Source organism: Nocardioides koreensis, from assembly GCF_039531775.1.
Taxonomy (GTDB): Bacteria; Actinomycetota; Actinomycetes; order Propionibacteriales; family Nocardioidaceae; genus Nocardioides; species Nocardioides koreensis.
The window spans coordinates 69,314-84,620 of the sequence record NZ_BAAAQR010000011.1 but is presented as its reverse complement, the minus strand read 5'-3'; the positions used below and the strand labels follow the sequence as shown (position 1 = coordinate 84,620).

Here is a 15,307-nt window from a genome sequence, read left to right as displayed (position 1 = left end):
GTCACCCGTCGGCGTTGCTCACCTCGACCCGCACTGCGCACGCCTCGGAGACCGCCTTCTCGAGGACGTCCCGCCGCGGGTCGGGGACGGGCAGCCAGTGCTCGAGCACGGTCAGCCGCCCCAGGCGAGGATCGGCGAGCACCTCGCGGATCGCCGCGTGGTCACCGCCGGTGACCAACGGTCCGGTGAGCCCGTCGAGGATCCGCGCCGCGTGGTCGGCGGCCGCCTCGTAGGCCTGCCGGGCCTGGTTGTCGCGGCGTCGGGCGAAGCGCTGCTGGCTCTGGCCGCCCGCCTTCGTCCGTCCCTGCACGTGCCGCTGGCCGGTCTTCGACTCCCGCATCCGCTCCCCCGCCAGCCGGGCCACGGCGAAGCCGCCCTTGCGGACCAGCAGGATCCCCCAGTCGCCCGGCAGCTCGCGCGCCGCGGCCGCGAAGCCCGCGGTGTCCGGCAGGCCGGCGTACCTCTCCTCGAACGGGAGCCGCGCGGTGAACGTGGAGCCGTCCGACGCCGCCCCGGTCAGCTCTCCGTCGACGACGGCCAGCGCGGTGCTCCCGTGCCGGCCGTTGAAGTTCAGCGCCCAGCGCTCGAGGCGGGCGGCAGGGACCAGGACGACGGGCACGGGGTGACGCTAACCGACGAGGCGTACGCGCGGTCGTCGCGTCGGTCTGCGGCATGACCGGGCCGCGGCAACGTCCTTGGCGCAGGGCTCAGGTCTCGACCCGCCCGTCGCGGCCTCGCGAGCTCGGCCGCGGGGCTTGCTCGACCTCTTCGCGTCCCCACTGCGAGCAAGCTCGCAGTGGCGGCTCAGACGTTGAAGCCCAGGGCCCGCAGCTGCTCGCGGCCGTCGTCGGTGATCTTGTCCGGACCCCACGGCGGCATCCAGACCCAGTTGATCGCGACGTCGTTGACCAGGCCCTCCAGGGCGGAGTTCGTCTGGTCCTGGATCACGTCGGTCAGCGGGCAGGCCGCGGACGTCAGGGTCATGTCGAGGACGCAGTTGGAGCTCTCGTCGAGGTGCACGTCGTAGACGAGGCCGAGGTCGACGACGTTGATCCCCAGCTCGGGGTCGACGACGTCCTTCATGGCCTCGGTGACGTCGTCGACGGTCACGGTGGAGGTGCCGCCGCCGGACGTGGCCTCGGGGACCTCGGGCAGGTCGCTGTGGTCCACAGACTGGTCGGTCATCAGTTGCTCTCCTTGGTGTCGACAGGCTCGGCCGCCGAGACGGCCGACGCCGTGGCGTCCTTCCAGGCCATCCACGACAGTAGTGCGCACTTCACGCGCGCCGGGAACTTCGCGACGCCGGCGAAGGCGATGCCGTCCTCCAGCACGTCCTCGTCGGGCTCGACCGTGCCCCGGCCCTGCATCAGGGTCAGGAACTCCTCGTGGATGGCGAGAGCCTCGTCGATCGGCTTGCCGATCACCAGGTCGGTCATCACCGACGCGGAGGCCTGCGAGATCGAGCAGCCCACCGAGTCGTAGGACACGTCGCCGACCACGCCGTCGTCGAGGTGGACCCGCAGGGTCACCTCGTCACCGCAGGTGGGGTTGACGTGGTGCACCTCGGCCTCGAACGGCTCGCGCAGGCCCTTGTGGTGCGGGTTCTTGTAGTGGTCGAGGATGATCTCCTGGTAGAGCGCATCCAGGTCCTGGTTGGTCACTCTCAGCCCACCTTGAAGTAGGAACGGGTGTACTCCAGCCCCTCGACGAGCGCGTCGATCTCGGCCGGGGTGGTGTAGAGGTACGACGACATCCGCGTCGAGCTCTGCACCCCGAACCGCGCGTGCGCGGGCTTGGCGCAGTGGTGGCCGGCCCGGACGGCGATGCCGCGGGAGTCCAGCACCTGCGCCACGTCGTGCGGGTGCACGCCCTCGAGCTCGAAGGAGATCGCGCCGCCGCGCCGGGTGGCGTCGAGCGGGCCGAGCACGGTCAGCCCGGGCACCGTGGCCAGGCCCTCCAGCGCGTAGCCGGTGACGGCCTGCTCGTGCGCGTGGACCGCCTCCATCCCGACCGCGCTCAGGTAGTCCACCGCGGCGCCGAGCCCCACGGCCTCGACGATCGGCGGGGTTCCGGCCTCGAACTTGTGCGGGATCGGGGCGTACGTCGAGCGCTCCATGCGGACGGTCTCGATCATCTCGCCACCACCGAGGAACGGCGGCAGCTGGTCGAGCACCTCACGGCGACCCCAGAGCACCCCGATGCCGGTCGGCCCGACGACCTTGTGACCGGTGAAGGCCAGCAGGTCGGCACCCGAGGCGACGACGTCGACGGGCAGCTGGGGCGCGGCCTGGGAGGCGTCGACGACCACGATCGCACCCACCTCGTGGGCCCGCCTGGCGATCTCGGCGACCGGGTTGATGGTGCCGAGCATGTTGGACACCCAGGTCAGCGAGACGACCTTGGTGCGCTCGTTGATCAGCTCGTCGATGTTCGACAGGTCGAGCCGGCCGTCGTCGGTCAGCCCGAACCAGCGCAGGGTCGCGCCCTTGCGCTCGGTGAGCAGCTGCCACGGCACGATGTTGGAGTGGTGCTCCATCTCGGTGATGACGACCTCGTCGCCCGCAGCGATCGCGAGGTCCCCGGTCGCCCACGCAAGCGTGTTGGCCGCCAGGTTCAGCGCCTCCGAGGCGTTCTTGGTGAAGATCACCTCGGCCCGGCTGGGGGCGTTGATGAAGCCGGCCACCTTGTCCCGGGCGCTCTCGAACGCCTCGGACGCCTCGGCACCGAGCTGGTGCATGGCGCGCGCGACGTTCGCGTTGTGCCGCTCGAGGTGGTCGACCATCGTGTCGATCACCACCTGCGGCTTCTGCGAGGTGTTGGCGCTGTCGAGGTACACCAGGCGGTGTCCACCCGCGAGCACGCGCTCGAGGATGGGGAAGTCCTTGCGGATGACCTCCAGCTCGGGCAGGAGGCCCGGGAGCTGGCTCATCTCACACCGCCGCCTTGACGTACTTGTCGTAGCCCTCGGCCTCGAGCTGCTCGGCGAGCTCGGGCCCGCCCTGCTCGGCGATCCGGCCGTTGACGAACACGTGCACGTAGTCGGGGGTGATGTAGCGCAGGATGCGCGTGTAGTGCGTGATCAGCAGGACGCCCTTGCCCTCCTGGCCGCGGAAGCGGTTCACGCCCTCCGAGACGATCTTCAGCGCGTCGATGTCGAGCCCGGAGTCGGTCTCGTCGAGGACCGCCACCTTCGGGTTCAGCAGCTCGAGCTGGGCGATCTCGTGGCGCTTCTTCTCACCACCGGAGAAGCCCTCGTTCACCGAGCGCTGCGAGAACGTCGAGTCCAGGTCGAGACGCTCGAGGGCGCCGTTGACGTCCTTGACCCAGGTGCGGAGCTTGGGCGCCTCGCCGTCGATGGCCGTCTTGGCGGTGCGCAGGAAGTTCGCGACCGAGACGCCGGGCACCTCGACGGGGTACTGCATGGCCAGGAACAGGCCGGCCCGGGCGCGCTCGTCGACGGACATCGCGAGGACGTCCTCGCCGTCGAGGGTCACCGTGCCGCCGGTGACGGTGTACTTGGGGTGGCCCGCGATCGAGTAGGCCAGCGTCGACTTGCCGGACCCGTTCGGGCCCATGATCGCGTGCGTCTCGCCGTCCTTGATGGTCAGCGTGACGCCCTTGAGGATCTCCTTGGCGCCGTCCTCGGTGTCGACCGTGACGTGCAGGTCCTTGATCTCCAGCGTGCTCATCGTTGTCTCTTCCTTGCTCGAAGTCTGTCGGTCAGGACGGCTGTACGCCGTTGAGGGTGGTGGTCACGTCGACGTACACACCGTCGGCGCGGACCTCCGTGGGGAACACGGAGACCGGCTCGGTGGCGGGCAGGCCGGTGGGCTTGCCGGTGCGCAGGTCGAAGCGGGAGCCGTGCAGCCAGCACTCGATCTGGCAGTCGGCCACCTCGCCCTCGCTCAGCGCCACGGCCGCATGCGAGCAGAGGTCCTGGACGGCGAAGAACTCGTCGCCGTCGCGGGCCACCGCCACGTCGAGGTCACCGACGCGCACGCCGAGCGCCTCGTCGGTCGGGACCTCCTCGGCCGAGCAGACGCGTTCGAGGGCCATCAGGCCACGCTCCCCGGGAAGCCCTTCAGGACGTTCTTGGCCAGCTCGGCCTCGACCGTCTCCGTCAGCTTCTCCTCGATCGCGGGCACGTCGATCTTGCGGATCAGGTCGTTGAAGAACCCGTGCACGACCAGGCGCCGGGCCTCGGCCTCCTCGACACCGCGCGAGCGCAGGTAGAACAGCTGCTCGTCGTCGAAGCGGCCGGTCGCCGACGCGTGGCCGGCGCCCTCGATCTCGCCGGTCTCGATCTCGAGGTTCGGCACCGAGTCGGCCTGGCAGCCGTCGGTGAGCACGAGGTTGCGGTTCTCCTCGTAGGTCTCGATGCCCTCGGCGACCTTGCGGATCAGCACGTTGCCGATCCAGACCGTGTGGGCGCCCTCGCCCTGCAGCGCGCCCTTGTAGATCACGTTGCTGCGCGTGTTCGGCGCCGTGTGGTCGACGAACAGGCGGTGCTCGATGTGCTGGCCGCCGTGGTCGGTGTCCCCGTCGGCGAAGTACATGCCGAGCATCTCCACCGAGCCGCCGGGGCCGGCGTACTCGGCGGTGGTGTCGTGGCGCACGACGTTGCCACCGAAGGACACGTCCACGTGCTTGAACGTCGCGTCCCGGCCCACCTGCGCGTGCCGGTGGCCGAGGTGGACGGCGTCGTCCTCCCAGTCGTCGATGCTGACGACGGTCAGCTGCGCCCCGTCACCGACGACGATCTCGGTCAGGTCGGCCAGCGTGGCCGAGCCGATGAACCGGAAGACCACGGTCGCCTTGCTGTGCGGCTCGGCGGTCAGCACCAGGTGGGTCGCCGAGGCCTCGTCGATCCCGGTGCCGCGCATGTCGATGAAGACCGGCGCGTCCAGCTCGGTCTCGCGCGGCACGGTCACGGCGTACCGACGCGCCGCCTCGTGCCACACCCGGGCGCTCACGCGGTCCACCGGCACGAAGCCGCTGGACCCGCGCAGCGGGCTGTCCGCCTCGAAGCTCTCGATCCGCACGCCGTCGGGCGCGTCCGCCTCGGCACCCACGTGGGTGCCGGACAGGTCGGCGTCCGCGTGCAGGTCGCGCAGCCGCTTCAGCGGCGTGAACCGCCAGACCTCCTCGCGCCCGGTGGGCACCGGGTGGTCGGCCACGTCGAACGACCCCTCCGGGTGCAGGTGCGAGTCGACCTTGGTCACCTCGAGGGCGGACTCCACGCTCTCGCGGGCAGCATCGGTCACAGTCACAGGTTCTACTTTCTTCTCGTCGGCGATCGGTCGGGCGGGGGTGCGGCGGTCAGCCGACCGCACCCTCCATCTGCAGCTCGATCAGCCGGTTGAGCTCGAGGGCGTACTCCATCGGGAGCTCCTTCGCGATCGGCTCGACGAAGCCGCGCACGATCATCGCCATCGCCTCGTCCTGCTCCATGCCCCGCGACATCAGGTAGAACAGCTGGTCGTCGGAGACCTTCGAGACCGACGCCTCGTGCCCCATCGACACGTCGTCCTCGCGGATGTCGACGTAGGGGTAGGTGTCGGACCGGCTGACCTGGTCGACCAGGAGCGCGTCGCACAGCACGTTGGACTTCGAGCCGTGCGCCCCCTCGTTGATCTGGATCAGGCCGCGGTACGACGTGCGCCCACCGCCGCGCGCCACCGACTTCGACAGGATGGAGGACGAGGTGTTCGGAGCCGCGTGCACCATCTTGGCGCCGGCGTCCTGGTGCTGGCCCTCGCCCGCGAACGCGATCGAGAGCGTCTCGCCGCGCGCGTGCTCGCCCATCAGGTAGATGGCGGGGTACTTCATGGTCACCTTGGAGCCGATGTTGCCGTCGACCCACTCCATGGTGGCGCCCGCCTCGCAGGTCGCCCGCTTGGTGACGAGGTTGTAGACGTTGTTCGACCAGTTCTGGATGGTCGTGTAGCGGCAGCGCCCACCCTTCTTCACGATGATCTCCACGACCGCGGAGTGCAGCGAGTCGGAGGAGTAGATCGGCGCGGTGCAGCCCTCGACGTAGTGCACGTAGGCACCCTCGTCGACGATGATCAGGGTCCGCTCGAACTGGCCCATGTTCTCGGTGTTGATCCGGAAGTAGGCCTGGAGCGGGATGTCCACGTGGACACCCGGCGGGACGTAGATGAAGGAGCCACCCGACCACACCGAGGTGTTCAGCGCGGCGAACTTGTTGTCGCCCACCGGGATGACGGTGCCGAAGTACTCCTTGAAGAGCTCCGGCTGCTCACGCAGGGCCGTGTCGGTGTCGAGGAAGAGCACGCCCTGCTGCTCGAGGTCCTCGCGGATCGAGTGGTAGACGACCTCCGACTCGTACTGCGCGGCGACGCCGGCGACGAGGCGCTGCTTCTCCGCCTCGGGGATGCCGAGCTTGTCGTAGGTGTTCTTGATGTCCTCGGGCAGGTCCTCCCACGAGGCGGCCTGCTTCTCGCTGGAGCGCACGAAGTACTTGATGTTGTCGAAGTCGATCGCCGACAGGTCCGAGCCCCAGGTCGGCATCGGCTTGCGACCGAAGAGCTTCAGGCCCTTCAGGCGCAGGTCGAGCATCCACTGCGGCTCGTTCTTCTTGCTCGAGATGTCACGCACGACGGCCTCGTTGAGGCCGCGCTGGGCGGCGGAACCGGCGACGTCGGGGTCGCTCCAGCCGAACTCGTAGCGACCGATGCCCTCGAGCTCGGGGTTGCGCTCGTCGATGGTCGTCATGTGGTGACCTGCTCCTTCGTCTTGCCGGTGGATGGAGACGCGTTGGGGATGCACGTGGTGCAGACACCGTCGCCGTGGGCGATGGTGGCCAGCCGCTGCACGTGGCTTCCGAGCACGCGGCTGATCGCCGCGGTCTCCGCCTCGCACAGCTGCGGGAACTCATGGGCGACGTGCGAGACGGGGCAGTGCTGCTGGCACAGCTGCTCCCCCACCGGCACGTCACGGACCGAGGCCGCATAGCCCTCGTCGGTGAAGACACGGGCCAGGACCTCGGCCGGGCTCAGCTGCGGCTGCTCACGCTGCACGTCGTGGAACCTGTCCTCCACGAACGCCACCCGGCGGTTCGCGAATTCCCGTACCGCCTGGTCCCCGCCGGTCTCGGCGAGGAAGCGCAGCGCCTGCACGGCGAGGTCGTCGTACTGCTGGTCGAAGCCGTCGCGGCCCGCCTCGGTCAGGGCGAACAGCTTCGCGGGCCGCCCACGCCCGCGGGAGGCGAGGTGTCGCGGCTCCCGCGCCTCGACCGCGCCCTCGTCGAGCAGCTGGTCGAGGTGCCGGCGTACGGCGGCTGGGGTCAGGTCGAGGCGCTCGGCGAGCGCCGCGGCCGTGGACGGGCCGTCGACGAGGATCGACCGGACGACGCGCTGACGCGTCGACTGGTCCTCTGCCCGCACGGGCCGCTCCTCGAATTCCACAACATCAGTGTGCCGTTAATGACCGGGGCCGTTCAAGTAAGGGTCCCCTTATTCCCGGACCTTGGCCCGTACCCCAGAAGGACCAGTGGCCTTACCCCATATGGGCCATCGACCGTGTAGTTGATTGGGAGGTTCTGATTCACTCGTTTCGGGGTACGACTCCTGACATGGGAAAAGCCCACCCCAGCGCCCTCCGAAAGGTTTCCATGCAGCTGCTGCGCACCCTCCTGCACTCTCGGATCGTCCTGGTCCTCGGTGTGGTGGTCAGCATCCTGGTCCCCGCCCTCACCCTGCCGAACCTCCCCGCGGTCAGCCCGTGGCCGGTGCTCCTGGGCCTGCTGCCGTGGGTCGTCGGCAAGTACCTCCTCTGCCCGCTGCGCTGGCGCGCCCTCACCGACGCGAACCTCAGCCGCCGCTGGTACCTCCGCGCGTACGCCGAGTCCGAGCTGCTCGGCCTCCTGACGCCGGGCCACGTCGGCGCCGACGTCTGGCGCCTCCACCGGCTGACCCGCTCCGGGCTGGGCCGGGGTGACGCCGTCATGAGCGTGGGAGCCGACCGGCTGGTCGGTGCGCTCGGCCTGTGCGTCTTCGTCTGCTTCGCCGGCACCGCCCTGCCGACGAACATGATCCTCGTCGCGCTCGGCGTCGCCGCCGCCGCGATCCTGGCCGTCCTGGTGGTCCGCCGGGTCAAGCCCGACCTGCTGCCCCGCCGGCCGCTGCCCCCGCCGCGACAGCTGGCCCACGGCCTGCTGCTCTCGGCCGGCTACCAGCTCTCGATCGCCGCGCTGCTGGTCGGCACCCTCGCCGCGACCGGCCACGAGCTGCCGCCGCTGGCCGTGCTCGGCGCCTTCGGCGCCAGCCAGATCGCGGGCGCGCTTCCCGGCCCCAACGGCGCCAGCCCGCGCGACGGCGCGCTCGTCGCCGCACTCGCCGCCATGGGCGTCCCCTGGACCGCTGCGGCGGCCGCGGTCGCAGTCAAGGCCGCGGTGGCCTGGCTCCCCGCCCTCGCCCTCGGCGGCGTCAGCCTCTACCTGACCCGCCGCGCCGCCCGGCGTACGGCCGTGGGGGTCCCCGCCGCCGCCTGACCTACGGACACTAGGTCCCGGCCCTCGGGACCTTCGCCCGCACCCCGTCCCGTCCTGCGCCGTCAGGATGGAGGGGCAAGCATGCCGGCGAGGGTGCCCCAGGGAGCTGCATGGATGTGTCCCGGGTGACTGCGCTGCGCCACTCCCGATTCCCCTGGATCCTCGGCCAGGCGGGTCTGGTCGCGCTCGGCGTCTTCGTCTACTTCCGCATCCGCGGCCTCACCGACGCGGCCCGTGCCACCGCCGAGCAGCACTCCCGCGACATCGTGGACTTCGAGAAGGCCACCGGGCTCCACTTCGAGGCCGCGTTCCAGAAGCCGGTCGAGAGCTCCGAGGCGGTCGAGGCCGTCGTCAACTGGGTCTACATCTGGGGCCACTGGCCGGTCATCATCGTGACGATGGTCTGGCTCGCCTGGCGACACCGCCCGGAGTTCCTGCGCCTGAGGGACGGGATGCTGATCTCGGGCGCGCTCGGCATGCTGGTCTTCGTGACCTACCCGGTGGCGCCCCCGCGCCTCGCGAACCTGGGGCTCGTGGACACCGTCACGGAGAGCTCGCGGGCCTACCGGTGGCTGCAGCCTCCAGCCTTCGTCAACCAGTACGCCGCCATGCCCAGCCTGCACGCCGGCTGGGACCTGCTGGTCGGCATCGCGATCTACACCGCCGCGACGTCCCTCGCGCTCAAGATCGTCGGCTGCGTGATGCCCGTGCTGATGGCGGGGTCCGTGATCGCGACGGCCAACCACTACGTCGTGGACGTGATCGCCGGCATCGCCATCGTCCTGGTCGGCCACGCTGCCGCCCTCGCGCTCGAGCGCCGGCGCGAACGCCGCGGGAGGGAGCCCTCGTGACCCCGTTGGCCATCGCGCACCGGGCCGGGAACTCGCTGGCCGGCCTGCATGCCGCGAACACCCTCGGGGTCGACGTGATCGAGTGCGACGTGCACGAGCACCGGGGCCGGCTGGAGGTGCGCCACCTCAAGACCGCCGGGCCGCTGCCGTTCCTGTGGGACCGCTGGGAGCTCGCGTCCGCCTCGGCGCCCCGGCTGGGGCTCCGCGAGCTCCTCGAGGCCGACCGGCACGGCACGACGTTCATGCTCGACCTCAAGGGCCGCCGGAGCACCGCCGCGAGGTCGATCGCGCGGCTGCTCCACGAGGTCGCGCGGCACGAGCCGGTGCTGGTCTGCGGCCGCTACTGGCCCTCCGTGGAGCTGGTCGCCGAGCTGCCCTACGCCCGCGCGGTGCTGTCGGCCCGCAACCGGGTCGAGCTGGCCCGGCTGCGCCAGCGGGTCACCGAGGAGCCCGCCGTCCACGGGGTCTCGATCCACCTCTCCCTGCTCGACGAGAAGCTCGTCGCCGGCCTGCTCCACCACGTGGAGGTCGTGATGACCTGGCCGGTCAACGACGAGGCGGCGCTCGACGTCGCGCTCGGGCTGGGCGCCAACGGGATCATCAGCGACGAGCCCGACGTGCTCGCCCAGCTCCTCGCGCGACGGACGTGATCCTCACCACCCGAGGCTAGTCTCGACCCGGGTGTGGGGCGAGAGTGACAAGGAGAAGCGGATGCCGGGATCGCTGCTGGGGAACATCGTCCCGCGGGTCGAGGACCCCGACCTGGTCCGGGGCCTGAGCACCTTCGTGGACAACCAGCGGATCGAGGGCACGGCCCACGCGGTCTTCGTCCGCAGTCCGTTCGCCCACGCCCGGGTGACCTCCATCGACACCGGCGAGGCCGAGAAGTCGCCCGGCGTGCTGGCCGTCCTCACCGGAGCCACCATCGGCGACGGGGCCGTCCCGGCGTTCGCCGAGGTCAACCCCGCCGTCAAGCGCACCGCCCTGGCCACCGACCGGGTCCGCTTCGTGGGCGACCCCGTGGCCCTGGTGGTGGCGGAGACCCGCGCCCAGGCGGTGGACGCCGCCGAGCTGGTCGACGTCGACTACGACGAGCTCGGCGTGGTCGCCGACATGGAGGCCGCCCTGGCCGAGGACGCACCGCTGCAGTTCGAGGAGGTCGGCAGCAACATCGCGGCCAGCCGGGCGGACGCCGACGAGACCGACCCGTTCGAGGGCGCCGACCACGTCGTCCGGCTCCGGCTCGAGAACCAACGCGTCGCCACCGCACCCCTGGAGGGCCACGCGATCCTGGTGCAGCCCTCGGCCGAGGGGCTGACGGCCTGGGTGGCGACCCAGCAGCCACACCTGACCCGCAACCTGATCGCCGGGTACACCGGCCTGCCGAAGGAGCAGGTGCGCGTCATCGCCCCGCACGTCGGCGGCGCCTTCGGCGGCAAGGCCGGCATCATCGCCGACCACGCCGCCGTCGTCGCCGCTGCCCGCAGCCTCGGTCGCCCGGTGAAGTGGACCGAGACCCGCAGCGAGTCGATGCTGTCGATGCACGGGCGCGGCCAGGTGCAGTACGCCGAGCTGGGGCTCACCGCCGAGGGCCGGATCGTCGGGCTGCGGGTCCGGGTCGTCGGTGACTGCGGCGCGTACGCCGGGTTCGGCGGCTCGCTCGCCCTCGGCCCGACGTACCTCATGATCCAGGGGCCGTACGTCGTGCCGCGGATCCGCTACGACGCCGTCGCGGTGCTGACCAACACCGCTCCGGTGGGCGCGTTCCGCGGGGCGGGGCGCCCCGAGGCGGCGGCCCTGCTCGAGCGGCTGGTCGACCTGGCCGCCGACGAGGTCGGGCTGGCGCCGGAGGAGATCCGGCGGCGGAACCTGATCCCGCCCGACGCGTTCCCGTACGCCACCCGCACCGGCGTCACCTACGACGTCGCCGACTTCGACCTGCCGCTGCGCGAGGCCCTCCGGATCGCCGACGTCGACGGCGCCCGGGCCGAGCAGCGGCGCCGGCGTGAGGCCGGCGAGGTCCGCCAGCTCGGGATCGGGATCGCGATCTATGTCGAGATCACCGGCTTCGGCGGCTCGGAGTTCGGCTCGCTGCACGTGCACGCCGACGGCACGGCGACCGTCATGGCCGGCACCTCGGGCCACGGCCAGGGCCACGCCACGTCGTTCTCGATGATCGTCGCCGACCGGCTGGGCATCCCGCTGGAGGACATCACCTACGTCCAGTCCGACACGGCGCTGGTCCGCTCCGGAGGCGGCACCGGTGGGTCCCGGTCACTCCAGCTGGGCGGCAACGCCGTGGGCCAGGCGGCCGACGAGGTGCACGTCAAGGCGCTCGACGTCGCGGCCCGGATGCTCGAGGCCGACCCGGCCGACGTCGTGCTGGAGGACGGCCGGTTCTCGGTCCGCGGCGTGGCCGGCACGGAGATCCGCTGGGCTCAGCTCGCGGCGTGGGCACACGAGCACGACGGCGGCCTGGGCTCGGACACCGACTTCACCCAGGACGGCGCGACGTTCCCGTTCGGCGCGCACGTCTCGATCGTCGAGGTGGACACCGAGACGGGCCTGGTCACCCCGCTGCGCCACGTCGCGGTCGACGACTGCGGCCGGGTCCTCAACCCGCTGGTCGTCGCCGGCCAGCAGCACGGCGGCGCGGTGCAGGGGATCTCGCAGGCGTTGTGGGAGCAGTTCGTCTACGACGCGGACGGCACGCCGCTGACCTCGACGTTCGCCGACTACGCCATGCCCACCGCCGCCGACACCATCGCCCTGGAGGTCTCCAACACCGAGACCCCGACCCCGCTCAACCCGCTCGGCGCGAAGGGCATCGGCGAGTCCGCCACGATCGGCGCGACCCCGGCGGTGCAGAACGCGGTCGTCGACGCGCTGCGCCACCTCGGGGTCCGCCACCTCGACATGCCGTGCACCCCCGAGCGGGTGTGGCGGGCGATCCGGGACGCCGGCGTCGCCGGCGGGCATCAGCTGTGGCGCGAGCCGCCGACCGCGTTCGCCGGGCTGCCCCGCGGTGGCGGCACCGAGGCCCCGGACGCCGTGGAGATCTGAGCTCGCCGCGGCCCGCCTGAGACCCAGGCCACACCGGCTGCGGACGCGCCCGCCCGCGGCCGGGCCGGCACCCGGCCGCTCCCTAGACTGACGCCGTGTCGAACCCCCCTGCCGCCGACCCGGCCGTCGCCGTCGACGGCCTGGTGATGAGGTACGGCGAGAAGGTCGCGGTCGACGCGCTCTCGCTGGTCGTCGAGCGGCAGACGATCACCGCCGTTCTCGGCCCGAACGGCGCCGGCAAGACCACCACCCTGGAGACCTGCGAGGGCTACCGCGCCCCGCAGCACGGATCGGTCCGGGTGCTCGGCCTGGACCCGGTCCGCGACCGGACCGACCTGCTCCCCCGGATCGGCGTGATGCTGCAGGGTGGCGGCGCCTGGAGCGGGGTCCGCGCGATGGAGATGCTGCGGCACGTCGCCCGGCTGCACGCGAACCCGCTCGACACCGACCAGCTCGCCGACCGACTCGGCCTCGGCGACTGCGGGCGTACGCCGTACCGCCGGCTCTCCGGCGGCCAGCAGCAGCGTCTCGGCCTGGCGATGGCCGTCGTCGGCCGTCCCGAGATCGTCTTCGTCGACGAGCCGACCGCGGGCATGGACCCGCAGGCGCGCCGGGCCACGTGGGAGCTGCTCGAGGAGCTGCGCCACGACGGGGTGACGGTCGTGCTCACCACCCACTACATGGACGAGGCCGAGCGGCTCGCCGACCGGATCCACATCATCGACCATGGCCGGCTGATCGCGTCGGGAACACCGCTGGAGCTCACCCGCGGAGGCGCCGACGCCCGGGCCGCCACGATCCGCCTCGTGGTGACCCGCCCGTTCCCGCCCGGATCGCCCGAGTCGCTGCGCCGCGCCCTCGGCGTCGGAGCGGAGGTCACGCTGCTCGACGAGCTCAGCCTCGTGCTCAGCGGCCCCGCCGATGCCTCCACGCTGGCGAAGGTGTCGGTCTGGTGCGAGGAGAACGACGTGCTGCCGGAGTCCCTGAGCCTGGGCCAGCGCAACCTCGAGGACGTGTTCCTCGAGCTGACCGGACGGGAGCTGACCCCATGAGCCTGGACCAACGCGGCAGCTTCAGCCCGATGCCGGGCGCGGCCCCGTTCTCCCAGATGGTGACCGCCCAGGCCGGCATGGAGGCCAGGCTGATGCTGCGCAACGGCGAGCAGCTGCTGCTCGCCGTCGTGATCCCGGTCATCGTGCTCATCGGCGGCGTCGAGGGGGCACACCGGCTGGGCAAGACCTTCGCCCACCCCGCGGTCGACGTCTTCACGCCGGGCGTGCTGGCGCTGGCGATCATGTCCACGGCGTTCACCTCGCTGGCGATCGCCACCGGATTCGAGCGGCGCTACGGCGTGATCAAGCGGCTCGGCTCCTCCCCGCTCCCCCGCTCCGGGCTGCTCGCGGGCAAGATCGGCGGCCTCCTGGTCGTCGAGGTCCTGCAGGTGGTCGTCATCTCGCTGGTGGCGCTGGCACTGGGCTGGGACCCCGACCCCGGCCTGCTCGGCGCCGCCCTGGCGCTCGTGCTCGGCACCGCCGCCTTCGCCGCGCTCGGCCTCTTCGTGGCCGGCGTGCTGCGCGCCGAGGCGACGCTCGCCGCGGCCAACCTCGTGTACCTGCTGCTGATGGCCGGCGGAGCGGTGGTGCTGCCGGCCTCGGCGTACGGCGCCTTCGGCAGCGTCGTCCAGTGGCTCCCCTCCGGGGCCCTGGGTGACGCGATGCGCCAGGCCCTGATCGACGGGCGCACCGACTGGCTGGACCTCGCGGTGCTGCTGGTCTGGGCCGCACTCGGCACCTTCCTGACTGCGAGGACGTTCACGTGGGAGTGACCGACATGACGAGGCCGCGGGCGCTGCCGCGCACGGACCGCTGGCTGCGGCCGCTCGGCTGGGCCAGCCTGGTCGCCAACTGTGTGCTGGTCGTCACCGGAGGCGCCGTCCGGCTCACCGGGTCCGGCCTCGGCTGCCCCACGTGGCCCCGCTGCAACGGGAGGTCGTTCACGCCCCACGGCGCCTACGACATCCATGCGGCCATCGAGTTCGGCAACCGGATGCTCACCTTCGTCCTGGTGGCGGTCGCGGTGGCGACGTTCGTGGCGGCCTGGCAGAGCGGCCGCCGGGACCTGCGCCGTCTCGCGTTGGTCCTCGCCCTGGGCATCCCCGCCCAGGCGGTGATCGGGGGCATCACCGTGCTCACCGACCTGAACCCCTGGATCGTCTCGTTCCACCTGCTGTGCTCGCTGGCGATCATCGGCGTCGCGGTGCTGTTCCTCCACCGCCTCGACCACCCCGCCCCGCCCGCGGTGGCCGCCGGCCCCGTGACCGGGCTGGCCTGGGCCACCTTCGCCGCGGCCTGGGTGGTGCTGTACGTCGGCACCGTCGTCACCGGCTCGGGTCCGCACGCCGGCGACGTGGACTCCCCCCGCAACGGCCTGGACCCGCTCCAGCTGAGCCAGCTCCACGCCGACGTGGTGTTCCTCTTCGTGGGCCTCACCGTCGGCCTGCTCTTCGCGCTGCTGGCTACCGGCGGCTCGCCGGTGGCCCGGCGTGCGGTCGTGGTGCTGCTCGCCCTCGAGGTCGGCCAGGGTGCGATCGGCTTCGTGCAGTACTTCACCGACCTGCCGATCGTGCTGGTCGGCTTCCACATGCTCGGCGCGGCTCTCATCTCCGCGGCCGCCACCTGGGTGCTGATCGAGGTCCGCGAGCCCGCCTGAGCGGCGCCGGCGAGGGCCGGGGCGGCCCGCTCCACGGGCAAGAAAAATGACGACGGTCGCCTGCACCCCCGTGGACAGGAACGACCGTCGTCACCAGTAGAGACGCGACAGGGCCCGGTTCGGTTGCCTGCGGACCCGAACTTTTTTCGAGAGCCCGGCCCGCCGGCTG

Annotated in this window: 16 protein-coding genes; 7 read left to right on the top strand and 9 right to left on the bottom strand. The window is 71.7% G+C overall.

Annotated features, from left to right (window positions below; translation table 11 throughout):
- Position 1 precedes the first annotated feature (1 nt).
- From ABD268_RS16790 to ABD268_RS16750, 9 genes are all read right to left on the bottom strand, one after another.
- Positions 2-619 (bottom strand): acVLRF1 family peptidyl-tRNA hydrolase, encoded by a 618-nt coding sequence (locus tag ABD268_RS16790; protein WP_344154782.1) that lies wholly within the window; start codon positions 617-619, stop codon positions 2-4.
- 185 nt (positions 620-804) lie between these two features.
- A complete protein-coding gene (locus tag ABD268_RS16785; protein WP_344154779.1) occupies positions 805-1,185 on the bottom strand; it encodes a metal-sulfur cluster assembly factor in 381 nt (126 codons plus the stop codon).
- On the bottom strand, positions 1,185-1,661 hold the full coding sequence (gene sufU / locus ABD268_RS16780; protein ID WP_344154776.1) for a Fe-S cluster assembly sulfur transfer protein SufU: 477 nt from the start codon (positions 1,659-1,661) through the stop codon (positions 1,185-1,187). The genes ABD268_RS16785 and sufU overlap by 1 nt, the downstream gene beginning before the upstream one ends.
- Positions 1,662-1,663: 2 nt before the next feature.
- The gene (locus ABD268_RS16775; RefSeq protein WP_344154773.1) at positions 1,664-2,929 is read right to left on the bottom strand and encodes a cysteine desulfurase; all 1,266 of its coding nucleotides are present in this window, start codon (positions 2,927-2,929) and stop codon (positions 1,664-1,666) included.
- A gap of 1 nt (position 2,930) precedes the next feature.
- A complete protein-coding gene (sufC, locus tag ABD268_RS16770) occupies positions 2,931-3,689 on the bottom strand; it encodes a Fe-S cluster assembly ATPase SufC (RefSeq protein ID WP_344154770.1) in 759 nt (252 codons plus the stop codon).
- A gap of 31 nt (positions 3,690-3,720) precedes the next feature.
- Positions 3,721-4,056, bottom strand: coding sequence for a non-heme iron oxygenase ferredoxin subunit (locus ABD268_RS16765; protein WP_344154767.1), 336 nt, complete (start codon positions 4,054-4,056; stop codon positions 3,721-3,723).
- Entirely contained in the window at positions 4,056-5,270 is a 1,215-nt protein-coding gene (gene sufD, locus ABD268_RS16760) for a Fe-S cluster assembly protein SufD (RefSeq protein ID WP_425573746.1), read from the bottom strand. Before sufD ends, ABD268_RS16765 begins: the two co-directional genes overlap by 1 nt.
- A gap of 49 nt (positions 5,271-5,319) precedes the next feature.
- The gene (gene sufB / locus ABD268_RS16755) at positions 5,320-6,738 is read right to left on the bottom strand and encodes a Fe-S cluster assembly protein SufB (protein ID WP_344154761.1); all 1,419 of its coding nucleotides are present in this window, start codon (positions 6,736-6,738) and stop codon (positions 5,320-5,322) included.
- Entirely contained in the window at positions 6,735-7,409 is a 675-nt protein-coding gene (locus ABD268_RS16750; protein WP_344154758.1) for a helix-turn-helix transcriptional regulator, read from the bottom strand. The genes sufB and ABD268_RS16750 overlap by 4 nt, the downstream gene beginning before the upstream one ends.
- 227 nt (positions 7,410-7,636) lie before the next feature.
- Here ABD268_RS16750 and ABD268_RS16745 point away from each other — a divergent pair, with 227 nt between their 5' ends.
- The 7 genes from ABD268_RS16745 to ABD268_RS16715 all read left to right on the top strand — a co-directional run bounded on the left by ABD268_RS16745 (position 7,637) and on the right by ABD268_RS16715 (position 15,138).
- On the top strand, positions 7,637-8,515 hold the full coding sequence (locus tag ABD268_RS16745) for a lysylphosphatidylglycerol synthase domain-containing protein (protein WP_344154755.1): 879 nt from the start codon (positions 7,637-7,639) through the stop codon (positions 8,513-8,515).
- A 110-nt stretch (positions 8,516-8,625) separates the two neighbouring features.
- A complete protein-coding gene (locus ABD268_RS16740) occupies positions 8,626-9,366 on the top strand; it encodes a phosphatase PAP2 family protein (protein WP_344154752.1) in 741 nt (246 codons plus the stop codon).
- Entirely contained in the window at positions 9,363-10,016 is a 654-nt protein-coding gene (locus ABD268_RS16735; protein WP_344154749.1) for a glycerophosphodiester phosphodiesterase, read from the top strand. Before ABD268_RS16740 ends, ABD268_RS16735 begins: the two co-directional genes overlap by 4 nt.
- 31 nt (positions 10,017-10,047) lie before the next feature.
- A complete protein-coding gene (locus tag ABD268_RS16730; RefSeq protein WP_344154746.1) occupies positions 10,048-12,429 on the top strand; it encodes a xanthine dehydrogenase family protein molybdopterin-binding subunit in 2,382 nt (793 codons plus the stop codon).
- A gap of 95 nt (positions 12,430-12,524) precedes the next feature.
- Entirely contained in the window at positions 12,525-13,481 is a 957-nt protein-coding gene (locus ABD268_RS16725) for an ABC transporter ATP-binding protein (RefSeq protein WP_344154743.1), read from the top strand.
- Positions 13,478-14,254, top strand: coding sequence for an ABC transporter permease (locus ABD268_RS16720; RefSeq protein WP_344154739.1), 777 nt, complete (start codon positions 13,478-13,480; stop codon positions 14,252-14,254). The genes ABD268_RS16725 and ABD268_RS16720 overlap by 4 nt, the downstream gene beginning before the upstream one ends.
- A 5-nt stretch (positions 14,255-14,259) precedes the next feature.
- Positions 14,260-15,138 carry a COX15/CtaA family protein gene (locus ABD268_RS16715; RefSeq protein ID WP_344154736.1) on the top strand — a complete coding sequence of 293 codons (879 nt, stop codon included), beginning with the start codon at positions 14,260-14,262 and terminating at the stop codon, positions 15,136-15,138.
- Positions 15,139-15,307 lie beyond the last annotated feature (169 nt).